Raw genomic sequence first — 14,361 nt, forward strand, 5'->3', positions numbered from 1 at the left:
CCAAGAGAGCAAGCTCTCTCGTGCTGCCGTTCGACTTGCATGTGTAAAGCATCCCGCTAGCGTTCAATCTGAGCCAGGATCAAACTCTTCAGTTCAATCTCTGTATAAGTACTAATACATAGTAGCTACCTACCGAAGTAGACAGCGACTACGTCGCATGCTCAAAGAAAAATCCAGAGCTTTTACTTGACATAAAAACTTGGCTTCTTCACTGTGAGCACTTGGTTACTTCGCTTGAGCATTGCTGCCCAATGGCGACACGCATTCCAAGCGCCCACATTTATCGGTTGTTTCGTTGTTAAAGAACAGGGTACTGCCGCGTTAGCGCCGTTGCGCATCACACTTACTGCTTGTTTCGCTGCCGGTCGTCGTTGACACTTCGTGTCGCCTTCGTCATCAGCAGAGAAACGAAATTATGAACTCTTTTTTGAAGCTTGTCAAATCGGCTTAACAATCTGCCGGTATTTTCTGCGTTGGTCGCAGGGTTGAGAAAACTGCCCCAACCTACCGACTGCCGGGGTGTTGCTACCTGAACGTTACCGCTCAAAACCGCACCACGCTTTGACAATCAAAAAAGAACTCACTTCACCAAGCCTTGAGCTGCCCTTCGGGTCTAAGCCGCTTGCGTGAAACGCGTTTCACTTACCGCACCTGCCGTTGCAGGCCCATCGCTGTTAACTGCTAGGCGTTTTCCCTATTAGGGTTAACGCTAGTGCGTTAGCAACCAAGACCGCAACTATAGCATAGCTTTTTTGGCCTTTGCAAATCAAAACCCAAAATATTCAACAAAACACAAAAATATTTTGAAAAGGACTAAGAGCAGCCCTGCATACCCCCTATGTTTACCTGGCAAGCCACTAGATAAAGCTATTTTTGATGCCCGCCTAGCGCATCCTATACCTATGTACAGAGGGACAAATGCCAGTTCATCTTACTTACAAAGAGGGGGAGTGCACTATGCCCCTACATAAGGGGCATAGTCATACGCGGGCTGCTAGGCCAGCAGTGAAGCAAATTTCTTTCGTAGCGCAGCCATCTTGGGCGCAATCACGAACTGGCAGTACCCTTGGCCAGGGTTACGCTGGTAATACTGGTAATGATAGGTCTCAGCCGGCCAAAAGTGTTCGGCAGGTAATAAGCGCGTAACCACCGGTTTACCCAGCGCCTGCTGCACGCAGCCTATGGCCGCCTGGGCGGCGATTTCCTGCTCGGGCGACTGGTAAAAAATGACTGAAGCATATTGCGGCCCGACATCCGCCCCCTGGCGATTCAAGGTGGTGGGGTCGTGAGTGCCAAAAAATACGTCCAGCAGATCATCGTAGCCAATGACCTGGGGATCGAACTGCACACGCACGACTTCTATATGGCCGGTGTCCTGATTGCATATTTGTTCGTAAGTGGGGTTCTGTACGTGCCCACCGGTATAACCAGGCTCTACTTGCTTGACCCCTTTCAGACCGGCCAAGACAGCTTCAGTGCACCAAAAGCAGCCGCCCCCAAAGACAGCAACTTCGTAATGGGGTTCATTCATGGCGTTCTCCGTGTTTTGAAACAGGCACTATTACTGTACAGGCTTGAGCGATGCTTACAAGCTTGCGCATCAGGGATCACTCCGGGCGATATAGCGACAATATCCATGCCGCCAACTGCTCGGCTTCTTCTTGAGTGACATCGACCTGTCGCGGCATGCCTATCGCCCCCCACTGACCTCGACTGCCTTCGCGTATACGTTGGGCCAGATGCGGTATGGCAGTGCTTTCACCTTTGAAACGTTCTGCTATGGCTTTGAAAGGCGGGCCAACGACTTTCTTTTCTACCCGATGACAGGCAACGCAGTGCTTGGCCTGAGCCAGGCCCAATCCTACGGCCTGCGCCGCCGCTGGGCGGGCGAACACCGCCGCGCCGGCCATCAGACCAGCCAGCAACAGGGGACGCCAGAATCGTAGATTCTCCATGGACACCTTGCTAGAGAAAAAGGATTGATCGCGCTTAAGCGTAGCCGACCATACGTCAGCCTGCGGTATTATCGGCCATATTTATTTACCGGACGATAGCCGCCATGCTGACGCACCCCCAGTTCGACCCCATCGCCATCCAGCTCGGCCCAGTAGCCGTGCACTGGTACGGGCTTATGTACCTTGTGGGCTTTGCGCTAGCTTGGTGGTTGGGGCGCCGCCGCATTCAGCAAGGCTTATCGAACCTGACCCAGCGCCAATTGGAAGACCTGATTTTTTACTGCGTCCTGGGCATCGTGTTGGGCGGCAGATTGGGATACGCCCTCTTTTATAAATTTGACCAGTATCTGGCTGACCCGATCTCAATGCTCTATGTCTGGCAAGGCGGCATGTCTTTTCACGGTGGGCTGATCGGCGTGCTGATTGTATTGTTTCTATTCGCTCGCAAGCACGGCAAAACCTTCTTGGAAATTGGCGATACCGTCGCACCCCTGGTGCCTTTAGGGCTGGCTGCGGGTCGCATGGGAAATTTCATCAACGGCGAGCTTTGGGGCCGAGCCACCACCCTGCCATGGGGCATGGTGTTCCCTCAGAGCGGCACCCTCATCGCACGTCATCCCTCACAGCTTTATCAAATGGCACTTGAAGGCTTACTGCTGTTTGCCCTGCTGTGGTGGTTTTCCAGCAAGCGTCGTCCCACGGGACAAATCAGCGGCTTATTCCTGATAGGCTACGGTTGCTTCCGCTTCCTGGCAGAGTTCACCCGCGAGCCCGATGACTTCTTGGGTTTGCTGGCCGCAGGCCTTTCCATGGGTCAGTGGCTATCGCTTCCTATGGTGGCGCTTGGCTTGGTGATTTTCTTCCGCGCGTCCGCCCCCAAGTAGAAAATAGAAAGCGCCCCAAACCGGGGCGCTTTCTGCGCAAGAACAGCCAAGGCGGTTTACTTTCCGAGCAAGTAAACCGTACCCTGCATAGAAAGCGTAATCGTTTCAGTACCGGGCTCTACCGGTACCTCTGCCGTGCTTTTTTCGGAGAAAGCCGCAGACGCCACGGACATGCGAGGCATGGGCTGCGGCATATACCCCGAACCACCGACGTCGACGTTTTTGATACCGTAAGCTTTAAAACCTAGCGAGTCAGCCACTGCCTGCGCCCTATCCTGAAAAGCACGGGCCGCCTCTTTAAGCAGCGCTTGTTCATGTTTGGCGCGCAGCGCCTTGGAAACCGAGAAACGCATACCGGCGATAGGCATACGATCACTGAGCTGAGACGACAGTTTAGAAGCAGCCGAAAAGTCGGTGGACTCTAGCACGAGCTCGGCCGTACCCTTCCAACTGGTGATTTTTCCTTGTTTGTCGGTATGCGGCCAGACCCTAAAGTTGCCGCTACGCACCTCGACTTGGCTCTGCGCTTTGGCTTGTTTCATGGCACTTTCCAGCGTTTCGGTCAGCTTGTGTTGGGCGGCCTCTTGATTGGCCTCGCTCGTTTGCGCCGCAAGCACGATGGTGACGGTATCTTGCGCGACAGTTTCAAAAACCTGGGCATTGAACGATGCTTGCGGCAGCCCCGCTTGGCCTTGAGCCTCTGGGCTGGCGTCGTGGGCAAATGCAGGCGACGCAGCCATGGACAGCATGGCCACCGAAGCAGACAGCACCAGGCCGGGAAGCGCTTTACCTTTGAGATTCTTCAGGGTCATATGGGCTCGCTAAGACGCGCAAGCCCGTCCGGAAAGGACGGGCTTGCAGACAAAAAATGCCCCGCATGTGCCGTTTAGACCGGCATCCCGGAACCGGAGGTTCAGGGTGGTCGCTTTCAGCAGGTTTCGGGTCCGTCAGTTAAGACGTTCACACCTACCCACAATCGGGCAACCTAAATGCCATAAGCATTGGTTCAAGGAATGTATGGTCGAATCTCGAACACCGCAGGGACAACCATGCGCACGTAAACACGTGCGTTTTATCTGTTTGGCATGACTTGGTCTAACAGACCATTCATGTCGTCTATTTTGCGTTTGAAGTCGCCAAGCGCCATACCGCCTAGCGGGCCGTCTGGGGCCTTGACCGCCAGCAGTTCAAGTGCTGTTTGAATAGCAGCCATGACCGCTATGCGCTCGTTACCTGAGATTTTACCAGACCCTTTGATACTGAGCATGCGCTGGTCTATAAACTTGACCGCATCAATGAGGGCTTGCTTTTCGGAGGGTTCGCAGGCCAGGGAATAATCGCGACCTAGAATATTGACGTCTACGCGTTCCATGACTTGTTACTCCTGAGGGGCGCCAGGCAGGCGTACCAGTACGGCGTCTATGCGCTGCTGAGCAGCCAGCGCAGCGGCGCGTAGTTTATCAGCCTCGGAGCGACTGGCCAGCAAATCCTGCTGCGCAGCCTGGATATCGGCTTGGTAGCGGCTGACTTCGAAGCGCAGCTCTGCCTGAGCGGCTTCGGCCTGCTGCCGCACAGTCTCGACGGCAGCGGTGTGCTCGTGAGCCTGCTGGGAGATGGTCTGGTGTTCGGCTTGGGCTCGAGCCAACTGGTCGCGGACGGCATCGCGTTCCTGCTCTAGGCCCCGCACACGCGACAACAGTGAGGCTCGCTCTTCTTGGAGCTGCCCTACCCACTGCACCAGTTGCCCGAGACGGGCCGATAAAGAGTCGAGATCTTGCAACATGGGCGTTATCGTAAACCATCCGACAGCTAGAGAAAAGTAAACTTGTATGAACTTTATTCCTACATAGGAGCCCTTCATGCCCAGCATTGCACCACGCCAGTACTCGGCCACCCCACCTCTTAAACTTTCTTTTCTGGGTTTGGGCGTCATGGGCTACCCCATGGCAGGCCATTTAAGCGCGGCAGGTCACAACGTTACCGTGTACAACCGTACGGCAAGCAAAGCATTGGCTTGGGCAGAAGAGTTTGGTGGCAAATATGCCGCCACGCCTCGCGAGGCCGCCCAAGACGCGGACATCGTAATGTCGTGCGTAGGCAACGATGACGACCTGCGCAGCGTAGTGTTGGGCGAGGAAGGCGCTTTGGCAGGCATGAAACCAGGCGCTTGCTACGTCGATCACACCACCGCCTCTGCAAACGTCGCCCGAGAGCTATACGCACAGGCTAAAGCCCAGAGTTTGGGATTCGTAGACGCGCCAGTCTCGGGCGGACAGGCTGGAGCCGTGGGCGGACTGCTCACCATTATGTGCGGCGGCGACGATCAGCATTTCAGCCAAGTCGAGCCGGTTTTAGCTGCCTATGGCCGCGCAGTCACGCATTTGGGCGCAGCCGGCGCCGGCCAGTTATGCAAGATGGTCAATCAGATTTGCGTCGCTGGGGTCTTGCAAGGGCTGTCCGAGGCCATTGCATTTGGCAAAGCCGCTCAGTTAGATATGCACCAAGTGCTGGAAGTTATCAGCAAAGGCGCCGCACAAAGCTGGCAGATGGAGCATAGGGGCGGCACCATGGTAGAGGGCAGGTTCGACTTCGGCTTTGCCGTAGACTGGATGCGTAAGGATTTGGGCCTGGTACTTGAGGAAGGCAAGCGCATGCAAGCCAGTTTGCCGGTCACCGCCTTGATAGATCAGTTTTATGCCGACGTGCAGCGCCAAGGCGGTAATCGCCTGGATACCTCCAGCCTGATCACCCGCCTGGAGAGGCATGAATAAGCCCCTGGAGCACCCACAACGGGCGTGCAGGGGCTTACATCGAGCTCAGTCGCCTACCGTAGTGGTTTCGGAGAGTTGCTCTTCCAGCACCATGACTGTAGTGGCAGTGCTGCGGCGCTGCCCTGCTTGCTGCCTTTGACGCAAATACCTAGGTGTGTGATCGCGTGCAGACCTGAACAAAATGCCGGCCAGCTCGTTAAGCGCCTGCGAGTAAACTTCACGTTTGAACTCGATGACCGACTCAAGCGGCACCCAATAGTGACTCCAGCGCCAGGCATCGAACTCTGGATGATGCGTTGCGCGCAAGGAGACATCGGTATCGCGACCGACCAGTCGCAACAAGAACCAGATTTGCTTCTGACCCTTGTAGGTGCCACGGGAATCGCGCCGGATGAAGTGATTAGGCACGTTGTAGCGCAGCCAATTGCGTGTTCGCCCCAAAATGCGTACATGCTCGGGCATCAAGCCTGTTTCTTCGTGCAGCTCGCGGTACATGGCCTGAACGGGACTTTCACCGTATTTGATGCCACCCTGCGGAAACTGCCAAGCGTGTTCACGAACCCGCTTGCCCCAGAACACCTCGTTTTTCTGGTTGACAAGAATAATGCCGACATTGGGACGGTAGCCTTCTCGATCTAGCATGGGGCCACCCCGAAATTGAATACAATTACCTTGATTATACGTATCTGCCGGAAACCCTACCATGCGCGTTAGCCATTACCACCTGAATACCCAAAAAGAAGCCCCGGCCGAAGCCGAGGTGACCAGCCACAAGCTGATGATGCGAGCCGGCATGATCCGCAAGGCGGCCGGCGGCATCTACACCTATATGCCTCTGGGCTTGCGTGTACTGAAGAAGATTGAGCGCATCGTGCGCGAGGAAATGGACGCTGCGGGCGCCGTCGAGCTTCTGATGCCGCTGGTACAGCCGGCAGAACTTTGGATGGAATCGGGGCGCTGGGAGCAATACGGCCCCGAACTGCTGCGCATCAAAGACCGCCATCAGCGCGATTTCATCCTGCAACCCACCTCGGAAGAAGTGGTCACGGATATTGCGCGCAACGAGATTCATAGCTGGCGCCAGCTGCCCGTCAATTTCTATCACATCCAGACGAAGTTTCGCGACGAGCGACGTCCCCGCTTTGGCTTGATGCGCGGGCGTGAGTTCATCATGAAGGACGCCTATTCTTTTGACCGCGATGAAGCCAGCGCCCAAGCCAGCTACGACAACATGTACGCTGCCTACATGCGCATTTTTCAGCGCCTGGGGCTGGAGTTCCGCGCCGTTGCCGCTGATACGGGCTCGATAGGGGGCTCGCGCAGCCACGAATTCCAAGTCATCGCCGAAACGGGCGAAGACCTGATCGTTTACAACCCTGACTCCGACTATGCGGCCAATATAGAACTGGCGCAGGCGCCCTGCCTGATCCCCACCCGCGCCGCCGCTGGGCAAGCCATGCGCAAGGTGTCCACCCCAGAGACCACCACATGCGAAGCCGTCTCTGGCTTGATGGGCATCCCCCTGGATCGCACCGTCAAGGCCGTCGTCATGGCCCAACCCTCACCCGAAGCCGGCAAGCCTGTCTCGCTGTGCATGTTGCTGGTACGTGGCGACCACGAACTCAACGAAATCAAGGCTGGAAAGTTGCCAGGCCTGAATTCCGAGCTGCGCTTGGCGTCAGAGTCCGAAATCCAAGACGCATTCAGCTGCCCACCGGGGTATCTGGGCCCCGTTGGTGTCAAAGACATACGTGTGGTGGCCGACCTGACGGTTGCCAACATGCACGACTTCGTCTGCGGCGCCAACGAGACCGGCTACCATTTAGCCGACGTCAATTGGGGCCGAGACCTGCCCGAACCCGAGCTTGCCGACCTGCGTAACGTGGTGGCAGGAGACCCCGCACCCGAAGGCGGAACCCTTGCGATTCAACGCGGCATAGAAGTCGGCCACGTGTTTTTCTTGGGCGACAAATACTCGCGCGCCATGAACGCTACGTTTTTGGACACCGACGGCAAGCCCGCCATCATGCAAATGGGCTGCTACGGCATAGGCGTCAGCCGGATCGCAGCCGCCGCCATTGAGCAAAACAACGACGAAAAGGGCATTATCTGGCCTCGTGCGATTGCGCCTTTCTCGGTTGTGATCTGCCCCATGGGCTGGAACAAAAGCGAGGCCGTACGCGAGGCCGCCGAAGCGCTTTACCAACAATTGCTGGCACAAGGTATAGAAGTGTTGCTAGATGACCGTGACGTGCGTCCCGGCGTCATGTTCGCCGACTGGGAGCTCATCGGTATACCGGTACGAATTACGGTGGGCGATCGCGGGTTGAAGAACGGCGTCGTGGAACTTGTAACGCGGCGCGCAGGTCAGACGCAGGAAGTGCCTGTTCAAGATGCCGCATCGCAGGCCATACAGGCCCTGGACGCTTTCCGTTAACCTAGTCGCAAGCCTTCATGCACGATTCTGCCGTTAGTCCGGCTGCCAGTACACTGGACATCCGGGTTTACTACGAAGACACCGACGCCGGCGGTGTCGTGTTTTACGCCAACTATCTGAAATTCCTCGAACGGGGACGCACGGAATGGTTACGACGCTTGGGCGTCGACCAGACCGAACTGGCGGCGACCGAAAACCGGATATTCGTTGTCAAGAAGCTCGACATACAATATCTGCGGCCTGCCCGTTTGGATGATCTCGTAACCGTGCACAGCACGCTTACACGCGTAGGGCATGCGTCATTGGATTTCTTCCAAACTGCCCGGCTTGGCGATCAAGCGCTTTGCGAAAGCAATGTGCAAGTGTGCTGCGTGGATGCCGCCACGCTCAAACCCGCCGGACTCCCTTCCTTTTTAAGAACCTTGTTGAAAAAGGTGCAAGCCTGATATGCAACCCAGCAACGACATCTCGGTGATCTCCCTGATCCTCGAAGCCAGTGTCCCTGTTCAGATCGTGATGCTGATTCTCGTCGGCATTTCCGTGCTTTCCTGGACTTACATCTTCGCCAAGCGCACTGCGATCAAACGCGCCGAGTCCCAGACCAGGCGCTTTGAAGACGATTTCTGGGCAGGCGGCGATCTCTCCGTTCTGCAGCAAGCCGTCGCTAGTCGCCACAGCGAACACGGCGCCTTGGCGCGTATCTTCGATGCCGGCATGACGGAATTTCTGAAGGCGCGACGCAGCAACACACCGGCTGACGCCATGCTGGACGGGCCGCGGCGCGCGATGCAGGCCACCTACCAGCGTGAACTGGACGATCTGGAGTCTCGACTGAACTTCCTGGCTTCGGCAGGTTCAGTCAGCCCGTACATCGGCCTGCTGGGTACGGTTTGGGGCATCATGCACGCTTTTCTAGGTTTGTCTTCCATGCAGCAAGCCACTTTGGCAGCTGTTGCACCGGGCATTGCCGAAGCGCTCATTGCCACTGCCATCGGCCTGTTTGCGGCGATTCCAGCGGTGGTGGCTTACAACCGCTTCACCAACGAAATCGACAGACTCGCCTCGCGCTTCGATAGCTTCATGGACGAGTTCCTGAACATTCTGCAGCGGCAGGTGCGCTGATGGCCGGCGCCAGGCAAAGAGGCCGGCGTGGACGTCGGCTCAAGAATGATATCAACGTCGTTCCTTACATCGACGTGATGTTGGTGCTGCTGGTCATCTTCATGGTTACAGCCCCCATGATCACGCCCGGCTTGGTCGAACTGCCCTCCGTGGGTCAGTCGTCCAACGTGCCGGCAGATCCCGTCGAAGTGCAGATCAACAAAGATGGAGTCTATGCCATCCGTACGCGTGCAGCCGGCTCTACTTTCCGCGACATCGCGCCCACAGACTTGGTCGCCGAGGTTCAGTCCCGCCTTACCGAGCAAACCCCTGTGCTGATTGCTGCAGACGGCCGCGTTCCTTACGAAACCGTCATGCGCGTTATGGACGAGCTGCGTAGCAACGGCGTCACCCGCCTGGGCTTGCTCGTCGACCAAAGCGGCGCTGTCGACAATACCCCTGCGCCGCGCCGCCGTTGAGTCTCATGAAATCGGTTACGCCTTCCCCCCACACTGCCCCTGCCGATAGGCAACGGGATGAAAAAAGAGGCCTGATCTACGCACTGGCCGGCCATTTGGCCCTGGTGCTGCTGATCATTGCCGCCGCTTTGCTGCGCCCACCCGAAAACCAAGGGCCAGTGCAGGTAGAACTATGGGCAGACGGCGTAAGCCCAGATGCGGCACCTCCTACACCACAAGAACCTGATCCCGTAGAGCCCGAGACGCCAGAAGAGCCTGAGCCTGTGCCTCCCCAGCCAGAGCCTGTGCCCGCCCCGGAACCAGAGCCGGAACCCGAGCCCGCGCCTGAACCGGCTCCGCCACCGCCCGAGCCTACGCCACCGCCTGCACCCCAGCCAGATCCCGAAATCGCCCTGGAAAAAGCGCGCAAGGAAGAGCAAGCGCGTAAAGAGGCTGCTCGCAAAGCGGCTGAGGCCAAGGCCGCCGAAGAAAAGGCGGCTCGCGATGCGGCAGAGCAAGCGGCGAAAGAAAAAGCCGCCAAGGAACTGGCTGCTAAAGAGAAGGCTGCTCAGGAGGCCGCTGAGAAGGCAGCTAAGGAAAAAGCCGCCAAGGAAGCTGCCGAGAAGGCCGCCAAGGAGAAAGCCGCTAAGGAAGCCGCAGAGAAGGCTGCCAAGGAAGCCGCAGAAAAAGCGGCTAAGGAAAAAGCAGCAAAAGAAGCAGCGGCCAAAAAAGCGGCAGAGGCAAAAGCGGCGGCGGATAAACGTGCGGCCATACAGAAATCCATGCGTGAAGCGGCCATGGGTGCAGCCGGCATGCCCGGCGGCACGGCTGATCGCAACCAGGCCGGCGGCGGGCGTGATTCTGGTTATGCGGCTCAGGTACGGGCATGCATTCGTCGTGGTGTGGTGTATCCGACACCCCCGTATTCTGGCTCCAACCCCGCAGTACAATATCGGGTCAATCTGGATGGACAGGGCCGCGTTACCACCGTGACGCTGCAACGTTCCTCCGGGATCGCCGGTTTTGACCGCGCGGTCGAGGCGGGTATCAGGAGCTGCAATCCGTTTCCCAAGCCCCCGAGCGGTGGTTATCCGTCGTTTATCGACGGCACCTATCAAATGTTTGAACACTAGGAGGTCACCGACATGAGTTTTAATGCCTTTTCCTTGTCCCAGCCCGTGCGGCGTGCATGGCGCGCTTGGGAATGGTTCCGTGCACTCGTGTCGTTGCTGGCGCTGGCGCCCTTCATGATGCAAGCGGCGCACGCCCAGTTACGCGTAGACATCGCAGGCGTGGGCGCCACCCAGTACCCCATTGCCATCGCGGATTTTTCGGGTGACCCTAAAGGCCAGTTGATTGGCCAAGTCATTCGTGATGACTTAAGCCGCTCTGGTCAGTTCAGGCTCATTAATGCCACGGGCGCCATGCTGGATGCGAACTCTCAGTTGGACTATGCCAACTGGCGCTCCCGCGGGGCCGATTACGTGGCTTTTGGTACGGTTACCCAACAGGCCGGCCAATACACCGTCACCTATCGCCTCGACGACACCGTCCGCAACACGCAGCTCGACACCATGGCGTTTAGCGGTACTGAACGCGAATTGCGTCGTATCGCCCACCAGATCGCCGATCGTATTTTCGAGAAAATCACCGGCGTTCGTGGCGTATTTTCCACACGTATCGCTTACGTCCTGCAAAAAAACGGCGTCTATGAGTTACAAATTGCAGACGCTGACGGCCAAAGCCCACAGGTCATGCTGCGCTCTAAGCACTCCATTATTTCCCCTGCTTGGTCGCCCGATGGCAGCAAGTTGGCCTATGTCAGTTTCGAAACAGGCAAGCCTGTTATCTACGTTCAAACTTTGGCCTCCGGCCAGCGTCACCCCGTCGCTAATTTCAAGGGCAACAACAGTGCTCCAGCCTGGTCTCCCGATGGTCAACAATTAGCCATTGCTCTCTCGCGTGACGGCATTTCCCAGATCTACACCATCAATGCCGATGGCTCCGGCCTGCGTCGCGTCATGCGCTCGCCTCTTATCGATACCGAGCCCCGCTATTCGCCCGATGGCAGCGAGCTGGTTTTTACCAGCGACCGCAGCGGTTCTCCCCAGGTTTATCGCGTGCCGCTTTCCGGCGGTCAAGCCAACCGCCTGACCTTTCAAGGCAGTTACAACATTTCACCCTCGATTTCGCCCGATGGCAGCGAACTGGTTTACGTTACCCGCAGGGATGGCGCCTACTCCATCGCGCTGCAGAATCTGCGTACCGATGCTCAGCAGGTGCTAACCAACGGGCCTGACGACCAGTCCCCAAGCTTTGCCCCTAATGGCATGCAAATTTTGCACAGTTCCGTGCAAAATGGCCGTAGCGTCTTGGCAGTCGTTTCCACCGACGGGCGTGTGCGCCAGACGTTGTCCACACTGGATGGCAAGGTCAGAGAACCCACTTGGGGGCCGTTTACCCGCTAAATTCACCCGTGTCTCTTTTTTCAAAGGAAAGTAAATGAGATCGCGCATTGCAAGTCGATTCGGTTTGGTTGTCATCGCGGCCTCACTGGCAGCATGCAGTTCGGTGCCTCTAGATGAGTCGCAAGGGAGTGGCAGCGGAAGCGGCACCTCCGGAGCCAGCACCGGACAAGTGATGGACCCCTTCAATCCGCAAAGCCCGCTCGCCCAACAGCGTTCGGTCTATTTCGAGTTTGATAGCTACACCGTGCCTGAACAGTACCGCCGCCTGGTAGAAATGCACTCTGGCTATCTGGCCAGCAACCCACAACAGAACATCCGCATCGAAGGTAACACCGACGCCCGCGGAGGTACTGAGTACAACCTGGCGCTGGGCCAACGCCGCTCTGATGCGGTTGCCCGTATGATGACCCTGAGCGGCGTTCGCACCGACCAGATCGAAACCATCAGTTTCGGTAAGGAACGCCCCAAGGCGTTGGGCAACACCGAGGCGGATTACGCTGAAAACCGCCGCGCGGACATCGTCTACCAACGTTGATCCCGCTTACCAGCAACCTGCCTGTCACACCGCTTGCCATTCGGCAAGTGGTTTGGCAGGCGGTTTTTGCATAGGCTCCCCACCATGTCATTTCTTCCCCAAGCCACCCACCGAGTTTTCCTGACGTGCGCTACGCTCGCTGCCCTTCTGACAGCCCCGCTGGCGCACGCATTTGCCGATGACGATGCTCGCCGCGCCATTCTTGAGCTGCGCCAGCAAGTCCGGCAGATGACCGAGCAAAATCAACAAGCACGCCTAAGCCTGGCCGAGCAGCTGGAAAACTTGCAGCAGGAACTGGCAAATCTGCGTGGCCAGGTCGAACACCTACGCTGGGAAGTCGACGCCAAGCGCCGCCTAGAACAAGAGCAAATCGGCGTTAGTATTACCGTGAACAACCCACAAGAGCAGGCTGCTTTCAACCAGGCCCTGACCCACTTTCGTGGCGGCAAGTACAAAGAGGCAGGAGAAGGTTTTGCGACCTTTTTGGCCCAGTACCCCAACAGCCAGCTAGCTTCCGAGGCAATGTTCTACCAAGGTAGCAGCCAGTATGCCAATCGTCAGTTCGATGCTTCTATCGCCACGCTACAGCGTTTGACGCAAGGCAAGCCCGACGATGCCCGCACGCCCGACGCGCTGCTGATCATTGCCGCCAACCAAGTTGAGAAAGGCAATATGGGGGGCGCCAAAACCACGCTGCAAAGCATCGTGTCCAAGTATCCGCAAAGTCCCGCCGCCGCCACCGCGCAAGAACGTATCAAGCTGCTGCAGTAAGCGAGGTTTTATGGCTGTATTCGATATCGGTCCCATCGTTCAATCGTTGCGATCGGCGCGTCAAACGTGGCGCACCCAACAAAACCGTCCCCGCGAAGCCGGCGGGCGCGAATTCCCCTCGCGCGAGTCTTTGGCGCAAATCATGCTGGAACTCCAAGGCGCCTTGTTTCCTATGCGCTTAGGCCCAGCAGACCTGCGTCACGACAATGAAGACTATTACGTAGGCTATACGCTTGGGTCTGCGTTGCACGCCCTGCTGATTCAAGCCCGACTTGAATTAAGCTATAGGCTGCGCCTTGAGAACCCTTCCGACGAGGAAATCGACGCACGCGCCTGCAAGGCGGTTCAAGGCGTTGCCGCAACGCTTCCTGCTATCCGATCTTTGTTGGATAGCGACGTCTTGGCGGCTTATCGGGGTGACCCTGCCGCGCGTACCGTAGACGAAGTCCTGCTGTGCTACCCCGGTGTGCAAGCCATGATCTATCATCGCATTGCCCATCAATTCTATAGACACGACCTACCCTTGCTCGCACGAGTGGTCTCGGAGCTCGCGCATAGTGAAACCGGAATAGACATACACCCCGGTGCCACTATAGGCGGCAGCTTTTTCATCGACCACGGCACCGGCGTCGTCATTGGTGAAACCACGGTTATCGGCGAACGCGTACGCATTTATCAGGCCGTCACGCTGGGGGCTAAGCGGTTTCCCACGGATGCCAGCGGCTCGCTGCAAAAAGGCTTGCCGCGCCACCCGCTGGTAGAAGACGACGTTGTCATCTATGCTGGGGCCACCATCTTGGGTCGTGTAACGCTGGGGCGTGGCTGCGTCATCGGCGGCAATGTCTGGCTAACCTCCGATGTTCCGGCAGGCAGTTACGTGACTCAGGCAGACTGCAACCCACGCAGTAACGGTAACGCGGCAAGTCTCTGACAGGGGCTGCGGCCTAGCCGCCACTGCGTTCCTAAGGCCACCCGGCGGGA

General features: G+C 57.3%; 17 protein-coding genes, 1 rRNA gene and 1 other RNA gene. 11 read left to right on the forward strand and 8 right to left on the reverse strand.

The window, feature by feature from the left end; genetic code table 11:
- From H0484_RS06460 to H0484_RS06470, 3 genes are all read right to left on the reverse strand, one after another.
- A 16S ribosomal RNA gene (locus H0484_RS06460) occupies nucleotides 1–95 on the reverse strand; the annotation flags it as partial.
- 899 nt (nucleotides 96–994) lie between these two features.
- Nucleotides 995–1,531: a peptide-methionine (S)-S-oxide reductase MsrA gene (msrA, locus tag H0484_RS06465; RefSeq protein WP_226953734.1), complete on the reverse strand. Its 537-nt coding sequence runs from the start codon at nucleotides 1,529–1,531 to the stop codon at nucleotides 995–997.
- Nucleotides 1,532–1,607: 76 nt separating this feature from the next.
- Complete coding sequence (locus H0484_RS06470) at nucleotides 1,608–1,955, reverse strand: c-type cytochrome (RefSeq protein WP_226953735.1); 348 nt, start codon at nucleotides 1,953–1,955, stop codon at nucleotides 1,608–1,610.
- 104 nt (nucleotides 1,956–2,059) lie between these two features.
- On the opposite strand from H0484_RS06470, the gene lgt reads away from it, so the two are divergent.
- On the forward strand, nucleotides 2,060–2,839 hold the full coding sequence (gene lgt, locus H0484_RS06475; protein WP_226953736.1) for a prolipoprotein diacylglyceryl transferase: 780 nt from the start codon (nucleotides 2,060–2,062) through the stop codon (nucleotides 2,837–2,839).
- Nucleotides 2,840–2,895: 56 nt separating this feature from the next.
- Here the strand turns inward: lgt and H0484_RS06480 are convergent, their stop codons facing one another.
- The 4 genes from H0484_RS06480 to H0484_RS06495 all read right to left on the reverse strand — a co-directional run bounded on the left by H0484_RS06480 (nucleotide 2,896) and on the right by H0484_RS06495 (nucleotide 4,622).
- The gene (locus tag H0484_RS06480) at nucleotides 2,896–3,651 is read right to left on the reverse strand and encodes an SIMPL domain-containing protein (RefSeq protein ID WP_226953737.1); all 756 of its coding nucleotides are present in this window, start codon (nucleotides 3,649–3,651) and stop codon (nucleotides 2,896–2,898) included.
- A 54-nt stretch (nucleotides 3,652–3,705) separates the two neighbouring features.
- Nucleotides 3,706–3,886, reverse strand: a non-coding RNA gene (gene ssrS / locus H0484_RS06485) — 6S RNA.
- Between the two features lie 25 nt (nucleotides 3,887–3,911).
- A complete protein-coding gene (locus H0484_RS06490) occupies nucleotides 3,912–4,211 on the reverse strand; it encodes a cell division protein ZapA (protein ID WP_226953738.1) in 300 nt (99 codons plus the stop codon).
- A gap of 6 nt (nucleotides 4,212–4,217) precedes the next feature.
- The gene (locus tag H0484_RS06495) at nucleotides 4,218–4,622 is read right to left on the reverse strand and encodes a hypothetical protein (protein WP_226953739.1); all 405 of its coding nucleotides are present in this window, start codon (nucleotides 4,620–4,622) and stop codon (nucleotides 4,218–4,220) included.
- Between the two features lie 76 nt (nucleotides 4,623–4,698).
- On the opposite strand from H0484_RS06495, the gene H0484_RS06500 reads away from it, so the two are divergent.
- Nucleotides 4,699–5,610, forward strand: a complete 912-nt coding sequence (locus tag H0484_RS06500; protein WP_226953740.1) for an NAD(P)-dependent oxidoreductase — start codon at nucleotides 4,699–4,701, stop codon at nucleotides 5,608–5,610.
- Nucleotides 5,611–5,655: 45 nt separating this feature from the next.
- On the opposite strand, the gene H0484_RS06505 is transcribed toward H0484_RS06500, so the two are convergent.
- A complete protein-coding gene (locus tag H0484_RS06505; RefSeq protein ID WP_226953741.1) occupies nucleotides 5,656–6,252 on the reverse strand; it encodes an RNA pyrophosphohydrolase in 597 nt (198 codons plus the stop codon).
- 61 nt (nucleotides 6,253–6,313) lie between these two features.
- Between H0484_RS06505 and H0484_RS06510 the strand changes: the two genes are divergently transcribed.
- From H0484_RS06510 to epsC, 9 genes are all read left to right on the forward strand, one after another.
- Nucleotides 6,314–8,047 (forward strand): proline--tRNA ligase, encoded by a 1,734-nt coding sequence (locus tag H0484_RS06510; protein WP_226953742.1) that lies wholly within the window; start codon nucleotides 6,314–6,316, stop codon nucleotides 8,045–8,047.
- A gap of 17 nt (nucleotides 8,048–8,064) precedes the next feature.
- Complete coding sequence (gene ybgC, locus H0484_RS06515; RefSeq protein ID WP_226953743.1) at nucleotides 8,065–8,493, forward strand: tol-pal system-associated acyl-CoA thioesterase; 429 nt, start codon at nucleotides 8,065–8,067, stop codon at nucleotides 8,491–8,493.
- Between the two features lies 1 nt (nucleotide 8,494).
- On the forward strand, nucleotides 8,495–9,169 hold the full coding sequence (gene tolQ / locus H0484_RS06520; protein WP_226953744.1) for a protein TolQ: 675 nt from the start codon (nucleotides 8,495–8,497) through the stop codon (nucleotides 9,167–9,169).
- A complete protein-coding gene (gene tolR, locus H0484_RS06525; RefSeq protein WP_226953745.1) occupies nucleotides 9,169–9,627 on the forward strand; it encodes a protein TolR in 459 nt (152 codons plus the stop codon). Before tolQ ends, tolR begins: the two co-directional genes overlap by 1 nt.
- Before the next feature lie 5 nt (nucleotides 9,628–9,632).
- The gene (gene tolA, locus H0484_RS06530; RefSeq protein ID WP_226953746.1) at nucleotides 9,633–10,739 is read left to right on the forward strand and encodes a cell envelope integrity protein TolA; all 1,107 of its coding nucleotides are present in this window, start codon (nucleotides 9,633–9,635) and stop codon (nucleotides 10,737–10,739) included.
- 114 nt (nucleotides 10,740–10,853) lie between these two features.
- Nucleotides 10,854–12,074, forward strand: coding sequence for a Tol-Pal system beta propeller repeat protein TolB (gene tolB / locus H0484_RS06535; RefSeq protein ID WP_226954115.1), 1,221 nt, complete (start codon nucleotides 10,854–10,856; stop codon nucleotides 12,072–12,074).
- A gap of 34 nt (nucleotides 12,075–12,108) precedes the next feature.
- Complete coding sequence (gene pal, locus H0484_RS06540; protein WP_226953747.1) at nucleotides 12,109–12,609, forward strand: peptidoglycan-associated lipoprotein Pal; 501 nt, start codon at nucleotides 12,109–12,111, stop codon at nucleotides 12,607–12,609.
- An 84-nt stretch (nucleotides 12,610–12,693) separates the two neighbouring features.
- On the forward strand, nucleotides 12,694–13,380 hold the full coding sequence (gene ybgF, locus H0484_RS06545) for a tol-pal system protein YbgF (protein ID WP_226953748.1): 687 nt from the start codon (nucleotides 12,694–12,696) through the stop codon (nucleotides 13,378–13,380).
- Nucleotides 13,381–13,390: 10 nt separating this feature from the next.
- Entirely contained in the window at nucleotides 13,391–14,311 is a 921-nt protein-coding gene (epsC, locus tag H0484_RS06550) for a serine O-acetyltransferase EpsC (protein WP_226953749.1), read from the forward strand.
- The last annotated feature ends 50 nt before the right edge of the window (nucleotides 14,312–14,361 follow it).

The organism is Mesopusillimonas faecipullorum (assembly GCF_020539505.1).
Classification (GTDB): domain Bacteria; phylum Pseudomonadota; class Gammaproteobacteria; order Burkholderiales; family Burkholderiaceae_B; genus Mesopusillimonas; species Mesopusillimonas faecipullorum.